At 67.6% G+C, this 17543-nt stretch carries 17 protein-coding genes; 7 read left to right on the top strand and 10 right to left on the bottom strand.

Annotated features, from left to right (window positions below):
* Positions 1 to 34 precede the first annotated feature (34 nt).
* Positions 35 to 454: a rubrerythrin family protein gene (locus tag QQA13_RS12520; protein ID WP_108470871.1), complete on the bottom strand. Its 420-nt coding sequence runs from the start codon at positions 452 to 454 to the stop codon at positions 35 to 37.
* 128 nt (positions 455 to 582) lie between these two features.
* Complete coding sequence (locus QQA13_RS12515) at positions 583 to 1548, bottom strand: LysR substrate-binding domain-containing protein (protein ID WP_108470870.1); 966 nt, start codon at positions 1546 to 1548, stop codon at positions 583 to 585.
* A gap of 326 nt (positions 1549 to 1874) precedes the next feature.
* Here QQA13_RS12515 and QQA13_RS12510 point away from each other — a divergent pair, with 326 nt between their 5' ends.
* The gene (locus tag QQA13_RS12510) at positions 1875 to 4556 is read left to right on the top strand and encodes a M1 family metallopeptidase (RefSeq protein WP_108470869.1); all 2682 of its coding nucleotides are present in this window, start codon (positions 1875 to 1877) and stop codon (positions 4554 to 4556) included.
* Between the two features lie 177 nt (positions 4557 to 4733).
* Positions 4734 to 5720, top strand: coding sequence for a hypothetical protein (locus QQA13_RS12505; RefSeq protein WP_108470868.1), 987 nt, complete (start codon positions 4734 to 4736; stop codon positions 5718 to 5720).
* A gap of 122 nt (positions 5721 to 5842) precedes the next feature.
* Here the strand turns inward: QQA13_RS12505 and QQA13_RS12500 are convergent, their stop codons facing one another.
* Positions 5843 to 6418: a YggT family protein gene (locus tag QQA13_RS12500; protein WP_108470867.1), complete on the bottom strand. Its 576-nt coding sequence runs from the start codon at positions 6416 to 6418 to the stop codon at positions 5843 to 5845.
* Positions 6415 to 7239 carry a pyrroline-5-carboxylate reductase gene (gene proC / locus QQA13_RS12495; RefSeq protein ID WP_108470866.1) on the bottom strand — a complete coding sequence of 275 codons (825 nt, stop codon included), beginning with the start codon at positions 7237 to 7239 and terminating at the stop codon, positions 6415 to 6417. Before proC ends, QQA13_RS12500 begins: the two co-directional genes overlap by 4 nt.
* 369 nt (positions 7240 to 7608) lie before the next feature.
* Here proC and QQA13_RS12490 point away from each other — a divergent pair, with 369 nt between their 5' ends.
* Together QQA13_RS12490 and QQA13_RS12485 are read left to right on the top strand one after the other, a co-directional pair.
* A complete protein-coding gene (locus QQA13_RS12490) occupies positions 7609 to 8646 on the top strand; it encodes a type IV pilus twitching motility protein PilT (protein ID WP_108470865.1) in 1038 nt (345 codons plus the stop codon).
* A 172-nt stretch (positions 8647 to 8818) separates the two neighbouring features.
* The gene (locus QQA13_RS12485) at positions 8819 to 9985 is read left to right on the top strand and encodes a PilT/PilU family type 4a pilus ATPase (protein WP_108470864.1); all 1167 of its coding nucleotides are present in this window, start codon (positions 8819 to 8821) and stop codon (positions 9983 to 9985) included.
* A gap of 81 nt (positions 9986 to 10066) precedes the next feature.
* Here the strand turns inward: QQA13_RS12485 and QQA13_RS12480 are convergent, their stop codons facing one another.
* The 6 genes from QQA13_RS12480 to gshB all read right to left on the bottom strand — a co-directional run bounded on the left by QQA13_RS12480 (position 10067) and on the right by gshB (position 15818).
* A complete protein-coding gene (locus QQA13_RS12480; RefSeq protein WP_234411272.1) occupies positions 10067 to 11851 on the bottom strand; it encodes a hypothetical protein in 1785 nt (594 codons plus the stop codon).
* Between the two features lie 89 nt (positions 11852 to 11940).
* Entirely contained in the window at positions 11941 to 12867 is a 927-nt protein-coding gene (locus QQA13_RS12475) for an aspartate carbamoyltransferase catalytic subunit (RefSeq protein WP_108470862.1), read from the bottom strand.
* Between the two features lie 36 nt (positions 12868 to 12903).
* Positions 12904 to 13356 (bottom strand): Holliday junction resolvase RuvX, encoded by a 453-nt coding sequence (gene ruvX, locus QQA13_RS12470; RefSeq protein WP_108470861.1) that lies wholly within the window; start codon positions 13354 to 13356, stop codon positions 12904 to 12906.
* The gene (locus QQA13_RS12465; protein ID WP_108470860.1) at positions 13353 to 13922 is read right to left on the bottom strand and encodes a YqgE/AlgH family protein; all 570 of its coding nucleotides are present in this window, start codon (positions 13920 to 13922) and stop codon (positions 13353 to 13355) included. Before QQA13_RS12465 ends, ruvX begins: the two co-directional genes overlap by 4 nt.
* Positions 13923 to 13974: 52 nt before the next feature.
* Entirely contained in the window at positions 13975 to 14844 is an 870-nt protein-coding gene (locus QQA13_RS12460) for an energy transducer TonB (RefSeq protein ID WP_108470859.1), read from the bottom strand.
* On the bottom strand, positions 14841 to 15818 hold the full coding sequence (gene gshB / locus QQA13_RS12455; RefSeq protein ID WP_108470858.1) for a glutathione synthase: 978 nt from the start codon (positions 15816 to 15818) through the stop codon (positions 14841 to 14843). Before gshB ends, QQA13_RS12460 begins: the two co-directional genes overlap by 4 nt.
* 377 nt (positions 15819 to 16195) lie before the next feature.
* Here gshB and pilG point away from each other — a divergent pair, with 377 nt between their 5' ends.
* From pilG to QQA13_RS12440, 3 genes are read left to right on the top strand one after another with little or no spacing between them, the layout of a single operon-like run.
* Positions 16196 to 16594, top strand: coding sequence for a twitching motility response regulator PilG (gene pilG, locus QQA13_RS12450; protein ID WP_108470857.1), 399 nt, complete (start codon positions 16196 to 16198; stop codon positions 16592 to 16594).
* A gap of 22 nt (positions 16595 to 16616) precedes the next feature.
* Positions 16617 to 16988, top strand: coding sequence for a response regulator (locus tag QQA13_RS12445; protein WP_108470856.1), 372 nt, complete (start codon positions 16617 to 16619; stop codon positions 16986 to 16988).
* A complete protein-coding gene (locus QQA13_RS12440; protein ID WP_108470855.1) occupies positions 16985 to 17524 on the top strand; it encodes a chemotaxis protein CheW in 540 nt (179 codons plus the stop codon). Before QQA13_RS12445 ends, QQA13_RS12440 begins: the two co-directional genes overlap by 4 nt.
* Positions 17525 to 17543: the final 19 nt, after the last annotated feature.

Raw genomic sequence — 17543 nt, 5'->3', positions numbered from 1 at the left:
GTCATCCCGGCTCCTGCCGGGATGACGGGCGAGCTCAAGCCATGTCGCCCAGCGCCTTGGTGAAGCGGTTCGCGTGCGAGCGCTCGGCCTTGGCCAGCGTCTCGAACCAGTCGGCGATCTCGTCGAAGCCTTCCTCGCGCGCGGCCTTGGCCATGCCCGGATACATGTCGGTGTATTCGTGGGTTTCGCCGGCGATGGCGCTCTTCAGGTTCAGCTGGGTGCCGCCGAACGGCAGGCCGGTGGCAGGATCGCCCACCGCTTCGAGATATTCCAGGTGGCCGTGGGCGTGGCCGGTCTCGCCCTCGGCGGTGGAGCGGAACACCGCGGAGACGTCGTTGTAGCCCTCGACATCGGCCTTGGCGGCGAAGTAGAGATAGCGGCGGTTGGCCATCGACTCGCCGGCGAAGGCGTCTTTCAGGTTCTGCTCGGTCTTGGAGCCTTTCAGGTTGCTCATGACATCACCTCGTGGCGTTGGGCTGGGAGGGGTTGCAAGTGCGGCCTTCACGGTCGTGACCGGCCGAGCCTAGCGCGCGGCGGGCCTGCGATGAAATTGATTGTCTGGATCGGGCGGATAGCCCGCGGCTATCGGTGCGCCGCCTCGCGTGCCGGCGGAGCGGGCGGCAGCGCGGGCGTGGCCGCCGAATGCGGGTTCAGCAGGTCGGCCGGCAACTGCCGGAACACCGCCGCCAGCCGCTTCAGGAAGCCGGCCATCGCCGAGCTCTTGCGCCAGACCATGGCGATGCGCCGACTCGGCGGCTGGCCCTTGAACTCGATCAGGTGCAGGTTCGCCACCGGCGCCACCGGCGGTTTCACCGCGGTGACCGGCAGGAGGGTGATGCCGACGTTCGCCGCCACCATCTGCCGCAGCGTCTCCAGGCTGGTGGCGCGGAAGCCGCTGCGCTCGACGGCGCCGGCGAGATGGCACACCTCCAGCGCCTGGTCGCGCAGGCAGTGGCCGTCTTCCAGCAGCAACAGGTTCTGGTTGGACAGGTCGGCCAGTTTCAGCTGGCCCTGCTTGTGTGCCAGCGGATGTTCGCCCGATACCGCCAGCAGGAACGGTTCCTCGAACAGGAATTCGCTGTGCAGGCTGTCCTCGTGCAGCGGCAGGGCGAGGATGCCGGCGTCCAGCTTGCCCTCGCGCAGCAGGCGCAGCACCGCCTCGGTCTTCTCCTCGACCAGCAGCAGCTCCAGCTGGGGGAACGCCTGGCGCACCAGCGGCAAGGCGTGCGGCAGCAGGTACGGCCCCAGCGTGGGAAAGATGCCCAGCCGCACCGTGCCGGATTCCGGGTCCAGCGTGCGCCGGGCCACGCCGCGGATCTGCTCGACGCCGTTGAGCACGTCGCGGGCGCGGATCGCGATGTCGCGGCCAACCTCGGTCAGCAGCACCTTGCGCGGCGTGCGCTCGACCAGCGGCACGCCGAGTTCTTCCTCCAGCTTCTTGATCTGGGTGGACAGGGTGGGCTGGCTGACGAAGCAGGCGTCCGCGGCGCGGCCGAAGTGCCGATGCTCGGCCAGGGCCACCAGGTACTGGAGATCGCGCAGGTTCATGGATCGTCCCGCTTGGGCAATAGCCATACGCTATGGCAGGGATGGTAACAATCAATTGGAACAATGCAAACAGGCCGCCTACCCTGCATCCACATTGCGCTTGTGACACCCCGCGCGCCGGAGTTCCCCCTCCCTCTCCCCCGCAGGCGCGCGGGCTTTCCCCGGCCGGTGATGAAGCTTGCTTCGTCACCGGTTTTTTTTGCGCGGAGCTCTCTCATGGATGGCCATGCGTCGCGCGCGCTGGCCCCCGGGCATGCCTTCTGGCACTGGGTCGAAGGGCATGCCGGCTCTAGCTTGGGGATTCTCCACGTACCCAGGGAATCACCATGCGTCGACTCGCCCGTCCCCTCCTGCTCACCGCGCTGGCCGCCTGTTGCGGCGCGGCATTTGCCGCCAGCGCCGACCAGGCGCCGCAGGGCCGCCTGCCGGGCTGGGCGGTGCCGCAGTCGTACCAGCTGGCGTTCAAGGTCGATCCGGCGCAGCAGGACTTTTCCGGCACCACCACGATCAAGGTCAAGCTGACCCAGGCGTCCGACCACCTGTGGCTGGATGGCGCCGAACTGAAGGTGTCGAAGGTGACGATCACCGACGCCGCCGGCAAGACGCACGCGGGCAAGTACGTCAACGTGGACCCGAAGGCGGGCGTGGTGCGGGTGGATTTCGGCAGCACGCTGAAGCCGCAGGACCTCACCGTGAAGTTCGACTACAGCGCGCCGCTCAACCAGCAGCTGCAAGGCCTGTACAAGGTCACCGCCAAGGGCCAGCCGTACGCGATGACGCAGATGGAGCCGATCAGCGCGCGCTTCGCCTTCCCCGGTTTCGACGAGCCCGGCTTCAAGACCCCCTTCGACATCAGCATCACCGTGCCCGACCACGAGAACGTGGTGGCCAATACCAAGCAGGTGAAGGAACAGCCGGCCGACAAGGGCTGGAAGACCGTGACCTTCGCCCAGACGCTGCCGCTGCCGACCTACCTGGTGGCGTTCGCGGTCGGTCCGTGGGACATCGTGGACGGTCCGGACATCTCGCCCGACGCCTACCGCAGCGAACCGCTCAAGCTGCGCGGCATCGCCGCCAAGGGCGAAGGCCATCGCATGGAGCACGTGCTGGGCGAGACGCCGAGCATCATCCACGCGCTGGAGAACTACTACGGCTTCGGTTACCCGTTCGGCAAGCTCGACCTGCTGGCAGCACCGGATTTCGAAGCCGGCGCGATGGAGAACCCGGGCCTGGTCACCTTCCGCGACTGGCTGCTGTTGCTGGACAAGGATTCCCCGGCGCGCAACGTGCAGGGTTCGTTCAACGTCAACGCGCATGAGCTGGCGCACCAGTGGACCGGCGACACGGTGACCACCGCCTGGTGGAACGACATCTGGCTCAACGAGGCGTTCGCGACCTGGATGCAGCAGAAGGTCACCATGCAGGTGCACCCGGAATACCGTGCCGACCTCGACCGCGTGCGCGGCGGCCAGGGCGCGATGAACAACGACAGCCTGGTCAGCGCGCGCAGCATCCGCCAGCCGATCACTGGCAACGGCGACATCATGACCGCGTTCGACGGCATCACCTACCAGAAGGGTGCCAGCGTCATCGGCATGTTCGAGAACTACGTGGGCGAGCCGACCTACCAGAAGGGCATGCGCGCGTACATCCAGAGCCAGAAGTACGGCAACGCCACCGCCGACGACCTAGTCTCGGCGATCGCCACCGCGGCGGGCAAGGGCGACGCGTTCAAGCATGCGTTCAAGAGCTTCCTCGACCAGTCCGGCGTGCCCTACGTGGCGACGAAGCTGGAGCAGAAGGATGGCAAGACCGTGCTGCAGCTGAGCCAGAGCCGCTACCTGCCGCTGGGCAGCAGCGGCGACGCCAAGCGCATCTGGGGCGTGCCGGTGTGCGTGCGCTACGGCACTGTCGATGGCAGCAAGGTCGCCTGCGACATGCTCGACCAGGCCTCCGGTTCGATGGAATTGCCCGGCGCCAGCAAGCCGACCTGGGTGATGCCGAACGCGAACGCCAGCGGCTACTACCGCTTCAGCCTCGACAAGGACGGGCTCGACCGCCTGATCAAGCAGGTCGGCAAGCTCAGCGATGCCGAACAGCTGGCTTACGCCGATGCGATCAACGCCAGCTTCCGCCGTGGCGACCTGGATGCCGGCCAGGTGCTGGCCGCCATGCAGCCGCTGACCGGCTCGAAGATCCGCGAAGTGGCCACCGTGCCACTGGGCACGGCCAGCGGTCTCTACCATCGCGTTGCCACCACCGATGCCCAGCGCGCTCGCCTGGCCGCGTGGGCGAAGGCTGCCTACCTGCCGCGTCTGGAGCAGCTCGGCTACCAGCGCAAAGCCGGCGAGCCGGAAGACGATTCGCTGATGCGCAGCAGCCTGGCCAGTTCGCTGGCGTTCGACTTCAAGCTGCCCGAAGTGCGTGCGGCCCTGCTCAAGCAGGGCGAGGCGGCGTTGAAGCCGAAGGCGGATGGCCATCTGAACCTGGCTGCGGCCGATCCCGACCTGCTCGGTGATGCGCTGGGCGTGGCGGTGCAGGAGCACGGCAAGAGCGCGGTCGATGCGCTGATCGCCGAGTTGCCGAAGACCAGCGATCCGGCCTTGCGCAACGGCATCCTCGGTGGCCTGGCCAGCGTGGAAGATCCGGCACTGGCCGAACAGGTGCGCAACTTCGCGTTGACCAAGCCGGTCAAGGTCGGCGAGATGGGCATGCTGCTGCGCGGTGGTCGCGACACGCGGGCCCAGCGTGATGCGATGTGGAACTGGTTCACCGGCCACTACCAGCAGATCCTCGCTCGCACCGGCAGCTTCTCCGGTGGTCGCCTGCCGTCGCTGGCCGCCGGTGGTGGCTGCTCCACCGCCGAATACGATCGCCTGCAGGCGTTCTTCAAGACCCACGAGAAGGACGCCGCCGGCATTGGCCGCGGCCTGGCGCAGACCGGCGAATCGATCCAGCTGTGCAGCGCATTGAAGGCCAGCCAGGACCCCGCCGCAATCCTGCGCTGAGCGGATCCGGAAGTCCGGCAAAAAGCCCCGCTACCGCGGGGCTTTTTGCTGCGTGGACGAAACGTCCGGATGGTGGTGCTGACACGGGATTTGCGGGCCTGCGTCTGCATTTCGGTCACGCTGCCGTCGTAGCATGGCCGGCAGGCGCGCCGCGCCGCTGGCGCATGCGGGGGATGAATGATCGAGCTGGAAATCCAGGGTCTCTCGGAACGCCGGGGAGGTCTGCTGGTCGAGGTCGGGCGATTCGTGCTGGCCAGTGGATTCACCCTGGTGCGGCAGCGTCTGGTGGAGGACGACCACGGCATTCTGCTCACGATGGTCGTGCAGGGACCGTTGCGCCAGAGGCGGGCGCTCGAGACGGTGCTGGATGCCTACGAACGCTTCATCAGCGTCAAGATTTTCCCCTTCGTCGAGGGTGGGCCGCGGCCGCATTTTGCCGCGTCGCGCAAACCGGTGGGGGTGGTGGTGGCACCGCCGGCAGTGGCCGTTCCTCCGCCGGTGGCACCCGCGCCCGTCGCGGCCCCGGCATTGCCGGTGGCGAAAGATCGGGTCCGGGTTGTCGAAGCGGTCGCGGTATCCGCGGCGGTGGATGGGCCGGAGCTGCCCCCCGCAGCGCCGGCGGAGCCGGAGTTCGAATTCATTCTGCCCGCGCCACGGGTGGCCGCACCGGCACGCGCCGCGTCGATGGCCACGGCACCGTTCGTCGAACGGGTTCCGCTGGGGCCGGACGAGGCGGCCGTCGAAAACGCGCTGCGCGGACTGGAGTTTGACTACCCGCGAGTCGTGCCGCAGTTGCAGGCGCTGCAGCGTGCGGTTGCCGAAGGTGCGCGGGAATCCTCGCTTGCGCTGGCGGGGCGGCGCATGGGCGCCTGGGTGTTCGAGCGCGAGCACGCGCTGGACGGCGGCCTCGCCCTGCGCGAGGCGATCGGGCGCATCGGCGCTCCGGCGTTGCGCGCGCTGGTCGAGGTCGACCAGCAGGGCAGCCAGCTGCACATCCACGACAGCCCGCTGTGCGCCGAAGGCGGCGGCTCCGGTTGCAGTTTCTTCAGCGGTTTCCTGGAGGGTCTGCTCGGGCCGGTCGTCGCGCCGGGCGGGTTGTCGATCTTCCCGGTGTGCTGCCGCAGTTACGGGGCGGACGGGTGCGTGCTGGCGATTTCGGAGTGAGTCGGGTGCCGGTGCTGTGTAAGACGCAGGGCGGCAAGCTTTCGCCCTCCGCAGGATGACGAAAGCTCTTCGGCTCCTGCTTCAAAAAAAGCAGCGGCCCAGGCCATCACCCGCAGGAAAACTCAGCCGCCCAGGGCCAGCCGGGTGCCGAGGTCCAGCAGCGGCGCGGCGAGCAGCAGGCGGGCCAGCAGCAGGGCGATCATCACCGCCATCGGCGCGAAGTCGATCTGGCCGACGACCAGCCTGTCGCGTAGCGGACGCAGCAACGGGGCGACGATGCTGCCGGCGAGCTGCAGCAGCGGGTGGCGGCGGTCCACCGCGAACATGCTCAGCAGCGACCAGCCGAAGATCAGCACCAGGTAGCACAGCAGCACGAAGTCGAGCAGCTCGGCCAGCGCCAGCACGATCAGGCCGAGCGGGTGCGGCATCGTACCGTGCAGGGCGAACAGCAGCAGGAACTTGAGCAGCATCGCCAGCCACGCCAGCAGCAGGGCAGCCAGGTTGATCCGGCGCCAGTTCGGCAGCACGCGGCGGATCGGCGCCAGCACCGGGTTGGTGGTGCGGTAGACGAACTGGCTCAGCGGGTTGTGGAAATCGGCGCGACAGGCTTCGGCCGCCACGCGCAGCAGCAGCAGGGTGACCGCCGCGTCGAACGCCAGTTCGAGCAACATGGACAGCGCCTTCAGCAGGTAGCTCACAGCAGCTTGTCCAGTTCGGCGGCAAGTTCCACGCCGCGCCGGGTGGCGGCGGCGACGGCACGGGCGACGATGTGCGGCAGGCCGTCGGCGCTGAAGCTTTCCAGCGCGGCCTGGGTGGTGCCGTTGGGCGAGGTGACGCGCTGGCGCAGCAGCGCCGGATCTTCGCCGCCGTCGACCAGCATGCGGCCGGCGCCCAGGCAGGTCTGCGCGGCGAGTGCACGCGCGGTATCGCGCGGCAGGCCCTGCGCCACCGCGGCCGCTTCCAGCGCTTCGACCAAGGCGAAGAAGTACGCCGGGCCGGAACCGGACAACGCGGTGACGGTATCCATCAGCGCCTCGTCGTCGATCCAGCGGGTGGTCCCGGCGGCGTCCAGGATGTGCTGCGCCTGCGCTTTCTGCGCCGGGCTGACCCGGCTGTTCGCGCACAGGCCGGTGGCGCCGGCGCCGATCAGCGCCGGCGTGTTCGGCATGCAGCGCACGATCGGCAGGCCGTTGCCGAACCAGCGCTCCAGCTGGTCCAGTCGCACGCCGGCGGCGATCGAGATCAGCAGCGGCCGGTTGCGCTGCAGGATGTCGCGCAGGTCGGTGTGGATCGCCGGCATCACCTGCGGCTTCACCGCCAGCAGGATCACCTCGGCGTCCGCCGCGGCCAGCCGGTTTTCGGCGTAGCAGGCGACGCCGAATTCGCGGCCCAGCAGCTGGCGTGCCTCGGCCAGTGGTTCGGCCACGCTGAGGGTGGCCGGCGCCACGCCGGTTTTCAGCAGGCCGCCGATCAGGCTGCGCGCCATGTTGCCGCCGCCGATGAAGGCTAGTCGTGTCATGCAAAGGCTCCTCGTCCGTCCATGCCGCTTACCTTACCGGAGCGGGCGCGATCGCGACGAATCCTGCCGGTGGGGATGCCGGTGGCAGGTCGTCCCGGGCACCCGGGTGATGGCCGGCTGGCGAATTTTCGACCGGATGTGCAAACCGGGTCGACAGTTTGTGCATCGACGGCGGAAAGACTGGCCGCACAGCCGGTTGCGCGAGTAGTATCGACGCGGCTACAGGGGGATGCGGGAAGTTTGTCCAGGTGGTGTCGTGGCGCCGGATGCCATGCGTTGCGGCGCACCACGCCTGCGAATGTCACCCGGCCCCGGATGTGGCATACAAATCCATGCCATCCAGACGATCGGTTGAGGGGAAACGACTTCATGGACATTGCCGAACTGCTTGCCTTCTCGGTGAAGAACAAGGCCTCGGACCTGCACTTGTCCGCCGGGCTGCCGCCGATGATCCGCGTCGACGGCGACGTCCGCCGGATCAACATCCCCGCGCTCGAACACAAGCAGGTGCACTCGCTGATCTACGACATCATGTCGGACAAGCAGCGGCGCGACTACGAAGAATTCTACGAGACCGACTTCTCGTTCGAGATCCCCGGGTTGGCCCGTTTCCGCGTCAACGCGTTCAACCAGAACCGCGGCGCCGGCGCGGTGTTCCGCACCATTCCGTCCGAGGTGCTGACGCTGGAAGACCTCGGCTGCCCGCGCATCTTCAAGGAACTGATCGAGCAGCCGCAGGGACTGATCCTGGTGACCGGCCCGACCGGCTCGGGCAAGTCAACCACGCTGGCGGCGATGGTCGACCACATCAACAAGAACGAATACGGGCACATGCTCACGATCGAGGACCCGATCGAGTTCGTGCACACCTCGCAGAAGTGCCTGGTCAACCAGCGCGAGATCCATCGCGACACGCTGGGCTTCAACGAGGCGCTGCGCTCGGCGCTGCGCGAGGACCCGGACTACATCCTGGTCGGCGAGTTGCGCGACCTGGAGACCATCCGCCTGGCGCTGACCGCCGCGGAAACCGGCCACCTGGTGTTCGCCACCGTGCACACCAGCTCGGCGGCGAAGACCATCGACCGCATCATCGACGTGTTCCCCGCCGGCGAGAAGCCGATGGTGCGATCGATGCTGTCCGAGTCGCTGCGCGCGGTCATCTCGCAGTCGCTGCTGAAGAAAGTCGGCGGCGGCCGCATCGCGGCGCACGAAATCATGGTCGGCATCCCGGCCATCCGCAACCTGATCCGCGAGGACAAGGTGGCGCAGATGTACTCGTCGATCCAGACCGGCCAGCAGTTCGGCATGCAGACGCTGGACCAGTGCCTGCAGGATCTGGTCAAGCGCGGCCTGGTGACGCGGCAGCAGGCTTCGTCGTATGCCAAGAACAAGGACAATTTCAAGTGAGCGTCGGGATTCGGGATTCGGGATTCGGAATTGGCGAAAGCCAGGATCGCGTCGCGGCTCGATATTCCCGCGCTTGCACGGAAGGGCAGGTTGCCGGCCCGGAGCGCACTGCGCGGGTCGGCGGCCTTGACGCATCCCGCATCCCGCATCTCGAATCCCGGGGACAGACGCCATGAGCGACTTTGATTTCACCTCGTTCCTGAAACTGATGGTGCACAAGAAGGCTTCCGACCTGTTCATCACCGCCGGCGTGGCGCCGTCGATGAAGGTGCAGGGCCGGATCGTGCCGATCACGCAGAGCCCGCTCAGCGTGCAGCAGGCCCGTGACATGGTGCTCAACGTGATGACGCCGGGCCAGCGCGAGGAATTCGAGAAGACCCACGAGTGCCAGTTCGCGATCTCTGCGCAGGGCGTGGGCCGTTTCCGCGTGTCGTGCTTCTACCAGCGCAACTGCGTGGGCATGGTGCTGCGCCGGATCGAGTCGAAGATCCCCACCATCGAGGAGCTGACCCTGCCGCCGGTGCTCAAGCAGCTGGCGATGACCAAGCGCGGCATCATCGTCTTCGTCGGCGCCACCGGGTCGGGCAAATCGACCTCGCTGGCGGCGATGATCGGCTACCGCAACGCCAATTCCACCGGCCACATCATAACGATCGAGGATCCGATCGAGTACGTGCACAAGCACGAAGGCTGCATCATCACCCAGCGCGAGGTCGGCATCGACACCGACAGCTGGGACAACGCGCTGAAGAACACCCTGCGCCAGGCGCCGGACGTGATCATGATTGGCGAGGTGCGCACGCGCGAGGGCATGGACCATGCGATCGCGTTTGCCGAAACCGGCCACCTGGTGCTGTGCACGCTGCACGCGAACAATGCGAACCAGGCGATGGACCGCATCCTGCACTTCTTCCCGGAGGATCGTCGCCAGCAGTTGCTGATGGACCTGTCCCTGAACCTGAAGGGCATCGTGGCGCAGATGCTGATCCCCACCCCGGACGGCAAGGCGCGCCGGGTGGCGGTGGAGATCCTGCTGGGCACGCCGCTGGTGCAGGACTATATCCGCCAGGGCGAGATCCACAAGCTGAAGGAAGTGATGAAGGAATCCACCCTGCTCGGCATGAAGACGTTCGACCAGAGTCTGGTCGAGCTGTACCACGCCGGCGAGATCAGCTACGAGGATGCGCTGCGTTACGCCGACAGCTCCAACGAAGTGCGCCTGCGCATCAAGCTGGCGCAGGGCGGCGATGCACACACCCTGTCGCAGGGCCTGGACGGCGTCGAGCTGGAGGAAACCCGCGACGCGCAGAATTTCGGGAGCAACTTCCTGAACCGTTGAGCGTCACCGCCGGCAGGGAACAAAAAAGGCGCCATTCGGCGCCTTTTTTGCACACGTGTCGCCTGCTGCAACCGCCGCGGCCTACTTCAGCGCGGTCTGGCTGGTGATCACCATGCCATCGTTGTCCACGTGCATTTCGGCGTCGATGCTGTCGATGCGTTCGGCCTGGGACTTCATCGTGGCGAACTGGGCCTTGGAACGGGCCAGCTCGGCGGCGGCATCGGCGGCCTCGTCGCTGCTGTCGTCGATCGAGGGCTCGTCGCTCTTGCCGATCGCCGCCGTGGCAGCGGCCACGCTGTCGATCTTCTGTTCCATCAACTGCAGCCAGCTCAGGTACATCGCGCCGCTGATGTGCATGCGGCCCATCTGTCCGGCGTCGCCGACCGGGTCCTTCAGGGTGTCGCCCAGGCGTGCGTCTTCGCCGGCACCGATGCCGAGGGCGAGCACCTTCTCGCCCATGGCCACCCACGCCGGTTGTCCCAGCATGCCGGCCATGTCCTTCGGCAGCGGCAACGGCTTGCCGTCGTGGGTGGGCTTCAGCTGGGCCAGCGCAGGCACCATCATCTGGCCCATCGCGAGCAGGCCCTCGGGATTGCTGGTGCCGAGCACCAGGCGCCCGGTGAACGTGGGCAGGCCGGCGTCCTTGCCCGGCACCAGTGAATCCAGCGCGATGCGCAGGCCGAGCATGTCGCCGAACGGCGGGATCGCCGCCTTCTGCATGGTCGGGCCGAGCTTGGCGAAGCCGTCATTGAGGTCGGTCAGCGAGGGGCAGCTGAACGGTTTGGCGGCCACTGCGTCGGCCTGGGCCAACCAGAATGTGCGCAGGCTGCCGACCGGCAGCGCCAGGCTCAGGTCGAACGGCGCGGTGCCGGCGCTGCCCAGGCCGGGCAGTTCGACCTTGAGCCCGGCGAACGCCTTGCTGATGTCGTCGGCCAGCGCCACGTCGAAACGCACGTCCTGGTGTTTCGCGTCCAGTCGGGTGTAGCCGAAGCTCACCGCCGGAACGCGCGCGGCGATGCGGGCAGCATCGGTACTGCAGCTGGGTGCGGTTTGCAGCTGGGTAGCGACCGGCTCGCCGGTCTTCGCCGCGATGGCCTCGGCGTGGGCCTTCTGGATCGCGCCGACCAGCGGGTCCTTGCCGCTGACCGCCAGCGGCAGCGCACGGGTCAAGTCCAGCTCGCCGACCAGCCACTTCCGGTAGCCCTTGGCCTTGGCCAGCGCGGCGAGACGGCCATCGTCCTGCAGGCTCTTCTGCGGCCGCTCCAGACCCAGCGCCTGGCGCAGCAGCGCCGGCGAGGCATCGGCCGGCAGCAATGCGGCCACGGCCTGCTTGCCGACTGTGGCCAGCACTACCTCGGTGCCGGAGGCAGGGAACGCGTACTTGCGATAACCCAGCTTGTCCACGCTGGCGACATCGAGCTTCTTGCCGTAGGCGGTTTCCAGCCGGCCGACGAAGCCCTCGAAGGCGCCCGGGTCGCTCAGCTCGACGCGCAGCACCGGTGCCAGGCCCAGGCCATAGAACGCGGAGTAGCCCTTGAGGTTCAGGCCGGCGCCGCGGGCGAAAGCCTCGATCGTCTTGCCGTCGAACTCGGCGCGCAGTGCACGCAGCAGGCGGGCGCCGTCGGGATCTTTCCTGGTCAGCCGTTCGGCGGTGGCATCGAGCTGGGCCAGTTGGGACGGCAGTTGCGCGTCCGCCTGGGCGAGCAGGGCCGCGCGGGTAGCGTCGTCCATGATGTCGAGGTTGGCCACCACGTACGGCGTATCCGCCGGCACGAAAGCCAGGGGTGCATCCTTGTCCTTGTGCCCGCAGGCCGCCAGCATGACGCCGGCGAAACCCAGCGCGATGTATCGCGTCGTCGATCGCATGTTGATCCCCAGTGTGGTGAATGGTGCGCCGGTCATTATGCCCGCTGCCCCGGGGCGCTGCCGTGGCCGGTGGCGGGCGTGGAGGGGGCTCAGCGGGCCAGCACTTCGTTGAGCACGGCCATGCGCACGAACACGCCGTTGCCGACCTGTTCGAGGATGCGCGACTGGGCGCCGTCGGCCACCTCCGAGGCAATCTCGATGCCGCGGTTGATCGGGCCGGGGTGCATTACCAGGCAGCCCGGGGCAGCCAGCGCCAGACGTCGCCGGTCCAGTCCGTAATGGGCGAAGTACGCCGCTTCGTCCGGCAGCTCGATGCTGGCCATGCGCTCCTTCTGCAGGCGCAGCATGATCACTGCGTCGACGCCGTCGATGGCCTGGTCGAAGTTGTCGTGGCGGCGGCACTGCGGCATCTCCTCCGCCGGCGGCATCAGTTCGGCCGGTCCGCACAGGCGGATGTCCTTCACCCCAAGCGTGGTGAACGCGTTGATGTCCGAGCGGGCCACCCGCGAGTGCCTGATGTCGCCGCAGATGAGCACCTTGAGGTTCTCGAAGTCTGGCCGGTGCTGGCGGATCGTCAACGCGTCCAGCAGGCCCTGGGTGGGGTGCGCGTGGTTGCCGTCGCCGGCGTTGATCACCGAGACCCCGCTCATCGCGTGGCGCACCAGTTCGTCCGGCGTGCCCGAAAGCTTGTGGCGCACGATGATCGCGTCCAGGTGCATCGCCTCCAGCGTGTGCAGGGTGTCGAACAGTTCCTCGCCCTTGCTGGTGGAGGACAGCCCGATGTCGAAGTTGATCACGTCGGCGCCAAGACGCCGCGCGGCCAGCTCGAACGAGGTGCGGGTGCGCGTGGACGGCTCGAAGAACAGGTTCAGTACGGTGCGCCCGGCCAGCACGTCGAGCTTGCGGGTGCCGTGCGCGCAGGCGTCGCGCAGCGACTCGGCGCGATCGAGCAGGCGCTCGATCGTCTCGCGCGGCAGGTTTTCCAGGGAGGTCAGGTGGCGCAGGCGAGGGCTCATGGCGGCGGGTCTGGAGGTGGAAAGGGGAGGGTCTGTTCAGTGGCCGGGCGTGTCGGCCGCTGGCGCGTCGGCGCCGGCGAGCCAGCGCTCGAGGATGACCGCCGCCGCTTCGGCGTCGATGTCGGCGGCATCGCGGCGGCGCTTGAGCCCCACCGCGCGGGCGGCGGCGAACCGCTGTGCGGCTTCCTGCGAGCTGTGCCGCTCATCGACCAGCACCACCGGCAGGCCATAGCGCTGCTGCAACTGGGCGGCGAACTGGCGGGCGCGGCGGCTGGCGGGCTGCTCGGCACCGTCCAGGGTCAGCGGCAGGCCGACCACCAGGGTGCCGGGCTGCCATGCCTGGCGCAGCGTGTCGAGGCGTGGCCAGTCCGGATTGCCGTCGCCGCGTACTGGCAGCGTGGCCAGCGCGCGCGCGCTGGCGGTGAAGGTATTGCCGATCGCCACGCCGGTGAGCCGGCTGCCGACGTCGAAGCCGAACACACAGCTCATGCGTGACCCGCGTAGCCGGACAACTGGCGCGGGTCGACCCCGACCAGTCCGGCAGCGGCACTCCAGCGTTCCTCCAGCGGAGTGTCGAACACCACCCGGCCGCAGGCCTCGGCGGTGAGCCACGCGTTCGCCATCAGTTCCTGTTCCAGCTGGCCGGCGTCCCAGCCGGCGTAGCCGAGCACCATGATCGCCTGGCGCGGGCCTTCGCCGGCGGCCATCGCGACCAGGATGTCGCGCGAGGTGGTGACCGACCATTCGGTGTTGATGCGGTAACTGGAGTCCCAGTCGCCGGGCTCGCGATGCAGCACGAAGCCGCGCTCCTGCTGTACCGGGCCGCCGATCAGCACCGGCGCATCGGCCAGTTCGCTGTCCATGCATTCCAGTTTCATCTGCGCCAGCACGTCGCCCAGGCGGTATTCGGACAGCTGGTTCACCAGCAGGCCGACCGCGCCGTCCTCGTCGTGCTGGCACAGCAGCGCCACGCCGCGCGAGAACGGCGGATCGGCCAGGTTCGGCATGGCGATCAGGAAATGCCCGGTGAGGGTCGAGGGCTGCACGGCGGTCATGGGCGCATTGTAAGCGCAGCGCGCGCCGTGCGCAGAAAGTCGGCGTTCCCGTTCAGCGGGTCTGCAGCACGTTGTCCGGCTGGAAGCGCCAGGTGCGGGTGATGTTGAGTTCGTCGATGCGCTCCGCGCTCCGGGGCGCCGGCGGGAACGGCGCGGCCAGGCGCACGATGCGCTCGGCAGCGGCGTCCAGCACCTTCTGGCCGGAGCTCTGGATCACCTCGATGCTCTTGATGCTGCCGTCGAGGTTGAGCACCACCGTGAGCAGCACGTCGCCGTGCAGGCCGCGGCTGCGCGCTTCCTCCGGGTAGTTGAGGTTGCCGACCCGCTCGACCCGGTCGGACCAGCCGCGCATGTAGGCGGCGTAGGCGTATTCCCGCGTGCTGGCGGTGAGGTACTTCACCTTCGGCCGCTTGGCGTAGTCCACCTTCTTCTTGCGCAATTCGGCGGCCAGCTGGGCGATCGCCTGCTGGCGCTTCAGCTCGGCGGCGGTCGGGGTCGATTCCTGCGGGTCGACCGCGGTCTGCGCGGTGTCGCTGGTCACGCGGAAGTCGGTGGCGCCGCTGGTGGTGACCATGCGGGTCGGGGTGGCCTCGCGCGGTTGCGGCGTGGTGGCCTCGACCGGTTGCGCCGCGATGCCGGGGTCGGGTTTCGGGATCGCACCGGAGAACAGCTCCGACGGCCGCGCGGCGCGGTCGCTGCGGCCACCGCCGGTGTTGTTCGCCTGGGCCAGGAAGTCCGCCTTGTCCGGCGCCTGCTGGTTGGCCACGTTGACCAGGGTCACGTCCAGCGTGGGCAGGCTGGGCGTGGGTTTCACGAAGTGGAAGGTGATGCCCAGCAGCAGCACGCCGTGCAGCAGCAGCGAGAACAGCAGGGTGGCGCCGATCGGATCGGGTGGGGAGTTGACGGTTGCAGTGGCGCTCACGCTCGGCGGTTTCCGGTGACGTGCTGCTCGATGACGTCGAACAGCTGGCCGGCAATGTTAAGCCCGAACTGGGCGTCCAGTTCACGCACGCAGGTCGGGGATGTGACGTTGATCTCGGTCAGGTAGTCGCCGATCACGTCCAGTCCGACGAACAGCAGGCCGCGCCGGCGCAGCTCGGGTGCCACCTGGTTCACGATCCAGCGGTCGCGCTCGGACAGCGGCACGCCGACGCCGCGACCGCCGGCGGCCAGGTTGCCGCGGAATTCGTCGCCCTGCGGGATGCGCGCCAGCGCGTACGGCACCGGTTCGCCATCGATCACCAGGATGCGCTTGTCGCCGGCACTGATCGCGGGAATGAATTTCTGCGCGATGGTGAACTGCCGCCCTTCGCCGTGGGGGCCGCCGCCAAGCAGGGTCTCCAGCATCGAGTTGAGGTTGCCGTCACCGGTGCGGGCGCGGAAGATGCCGCGCCCGCCCATGCCGTCCAGCGGCTTCAGCACCACTTCGCCATGTTCGGCGGTGAACCGGCGCAGTTCGCCCGCGTCGCGCGAGACCAGGGTCGGTGCGATGCATTGCGGGAATTGCAGTGCGAATAGCTTCTCGTTGCAGTCGCGCAGCGAGCGTGGGTCGTTGACCACCGCCACGCCGCCGCGCTGGGCCGCTTCCAGCACCATCGTGTCGTAGATGAACTGGGCGTCGACCGGTGGGTCCTTGCGCATCAGCACCACGTCCAGTTCGCGCAGGTCGCGCCATGACGCCGGGCCCAGCGTGTACCAGCGCTGCGGGTCCTCGCGCACGTCGAGCGGGGCGATCCGCGCCCACGGCTCGCCATCGCGCAGCGCCAGGTCGCCCTGCTCGAAGTAGTGCAGCGAGTGGCCACGGCGCCGGGCCTCCAGCAGCATCGCGAAACTGGTGTCCTTGGCTATCTTGATCGCGCCGATGGGGTCCATCAGCACGCCGACCGAAAGGGTCATCGTGGTTCTCCGTGAGTGGTTGGCCCGCAGGGCGGGTGGGCGTCGCAAGGCGGCTATGTCAGGCCGATATACTAAGGCGCCGGTCGCCGGGGCTGTCGAATTGCGACAAAGCCGGCACACCTGCGCTGTCGTCAGTGGCCAGATGGTGCCAATATGGGTCACCCGGTACGACCGGCAGGTGGCGTGGTGATTATTGCTTGACAGTCTCGGCGGGCAGGCAGTAAACAGCAAAGCTATTGGATTCACCGTCTTTAAGAGCGGTTGCAGCTGGTTTTTTCGATATTTTTTGCATGCACGCCATCCGGCATGGCTGTTGCATGTCTTGATGGCTATCCTGAGCTCGGGGCGGGCCGCAGGGGGAGTAAGTGAATTTGAACATGAGTGCTAATGACTTGGCTGGTCTCAAGGTCATGGTGATCGACGACTCGAAGACCATCCGCCGCACGGCGGAAACCTTGCTGAAAAAAGAGGGGTGCGAGGTGCTGACCGCCGTCGACGGCTTCGAGGCACTCGCCAAGATCTCCGACCAGAAGCCTGCGATCATCTTCGTCGACATCATGATGCCGCGGCTGGATGGCTATCAGACCTGCGCGCTGATCAAGAACAATCCGCAGTTCCGCGCCACGCCGGTGATCATGCTGTCCTCCAAGGACGGCCTGTTCGACAAGGCGCGTGGCCGCATCGTGGGTGCCGAGCAGTATCTGACCAAGCCATTCACGCGGGACGAGCTGCTTGGTGCCATCCATCGCCATGTCAGTCCGGTATCGAGCCACTGACTGCAGATTCTGAGGGGGACCTGTGGCCACCATTCTTATCATCGACGACTCGCCGACCGACGTGCGCGTGTTCACCACGCTGCTTGAACGGGCCGGGCACCAGGTCGTTGCCGTCAGCACGGCCGAGGAGGGCATTGAGCGCGTGCGCGCCGACCTGCCCGGCCTGGTCATCATGGACGTGATCATGCCCGGCATGAACGGTTTCCAGGCCACGCGTACGCTCACGCGCGACCCGAAGACCCAGAACGTGCCGATCGTGATGATCACCACCAAGTCGATGGAGACGGACCGCGTATGGGGGCTGCGTCAGGGCGCCCGCGCGTTCATCACCAAGCCGGTGAACGAAAAAGAGCTGCTGGCGTGCATCAACGAATTGTTGCCGAGCGAGAAATGAACCAGTCCGTCAACCGCACTCCGTTCGAGATCCTGGCCCGCTACGAGCGGCTGTCGCTGGCGCATGCGTCGGATACGCAGAACAAGCTGGAGGCACCCGGCCTGTGGCGCGGGATCGGTTTCCGGGTTGGTTCGCGCCTGCTGGTCAGCGGCATCGACGAGATCAATGAATTGCTGGCGGTACCGGTGCTGACGCCGGTGCCGGGCACCCAGTCGTGGCTGCTTGGCGTGGCCAATGTGCGCGGCAACCTGGTGCCGGTGATCGATTTCGGCCGCTTCCTGTTCGGCGAGCGCACGCAGCACACCGAGCGTGCCCGCCTGCTGGTGGTGCGCCAGGGTGGCGGCAACGTGGCGCTGCTGGTCGATGAGGTGTTCGGCCAGCGCACGGTGGACGAAGAGCAGCGACGCGAGGCAGGGCGCGAAGACGATCCGCGACTGGCCCGTTTCGTGGACAGCCGGGTCGGCGAGCAGCAGTTGGCCATTTTCAGCATGAACCGGCTGGTGCGCGCACCGGATTTCCGGCAGGCCGCAGCCTGACGTCGGAGCGGGACACAGT

Origin of the sequence: Rhodanobacter thiooxydans (genome assembly GCF_030291135.1) — a bacterium.
GTDB classification, from domain to species: Bacteria; Pseudomonadota; Gammaproteobacteria; order Xanthomonadales; family Rhodanobacteraceae; genus Rhodanobacter; species Rhodanobacter thiooxydans_A.
The sequence above is the reverse complement of the archived record's forward strand: the minus strand, read 5'-3'. Positions and strand labels throughout refer to the sequence as shown.

Bases quoted from the DNA above. Each gene is read 5' to 3' on its own strand.
- QQA13_RS12520 (WP_108470871.1), bottom strand. From the start codon at position 454: ATGAGCAACCTGAAAGGCTCCAAGACCGAGCAGAACCTGAAAGACGCC.
- QQA13_RS12515 (WP_108470870.1), bottom strand. From the start codon at position 1,548: ATGAACCTGCGCGATCTCCAGTACCTGGTGGCCCTGGCCGAGCATCGG.
- QQA13_RS12510 (WP_108470869.1), top strand. From the start codon at position 1,875: ATGCGTCGACTCGCCCGTCCCCTCCTGCTCACCGCGCTGGCCGCCTGT.
- QQA13_RS12505 (WP_108470868.1), top strand. From the start codon at position 4,734: ATGATCGAGCTGGAAATCCAGGGTCTCTCGGAACGCCGGGGAGGTCTG.
- proC (WP_108470866.1), bottom strand. From the start codon at position 7,239: ATGACACGACTAGCCTTCATCGGCGGCGGCAACATGGCGCGCAGCCTG.
- QQA13_RS12490 (WP_108470865.1), top strand. From the start codon at position 7,609: ATGGACATTGCCGAACTGCTTGCCTTCTCGGTGAAGAACAAGGCCTCG.
- QQA13_RS12485 (WP_108470864.1), top strand. From the start codon at position 8,819: ATGAGCGACTTTGATTTCACCTCGTTCCTGAAACTGATGGTGCACAAG.
- QQA13_RS12480 (WP_234411272.1), bottom strand. From the start codon at position 11,851: ATGCGATCGACGACGCGATACATCGCGCTGGGTTTCGCCGGCGTCATG.
- QQA13_RS12475 (WP_108470862.1), bottom strand. From the start codon at position 12,867: ATGAGCCCTCGCCTGCGCCACCTGACCTCCCTGGAAAACCTGCCGCGC.
- ruvX (WP_108470861.1), bottom strand. From the start codon at position 13,356: ATGAGCTGTGTGTTCGGCTTCGACGTCGGCAGCCGGCTCACCGGCGTG.
- QQA13_RS12465 (WP_108470860.1), bottom strand. From the start codon at position 13,922: ATGACCGCCGTGCAGCCCTCGACCCTCACCGGGCATTTCCTGATCGCC.
- gshB (WP_108470858.1), bottom strand. From the start codon at position 15,818: ATGACCCTTTCGGTCGGCGTGCTGATGGACCCCATCGGCGCGATCAAG.
- pilG (WP_108470857.1), top strand. From the start codon at position 16,196: ATGAGTGCTAATGACTTGGCTGGTCTCAAGGTCATGGTGATCGACGAC.
- QQA13_RS12440 (WP_108470855.1), top strand. From the start codon at position 16,985: ATGAACCAGTCCGTCAACCGCACTCCGTTCGAGATCCTGGCCCGCTAC.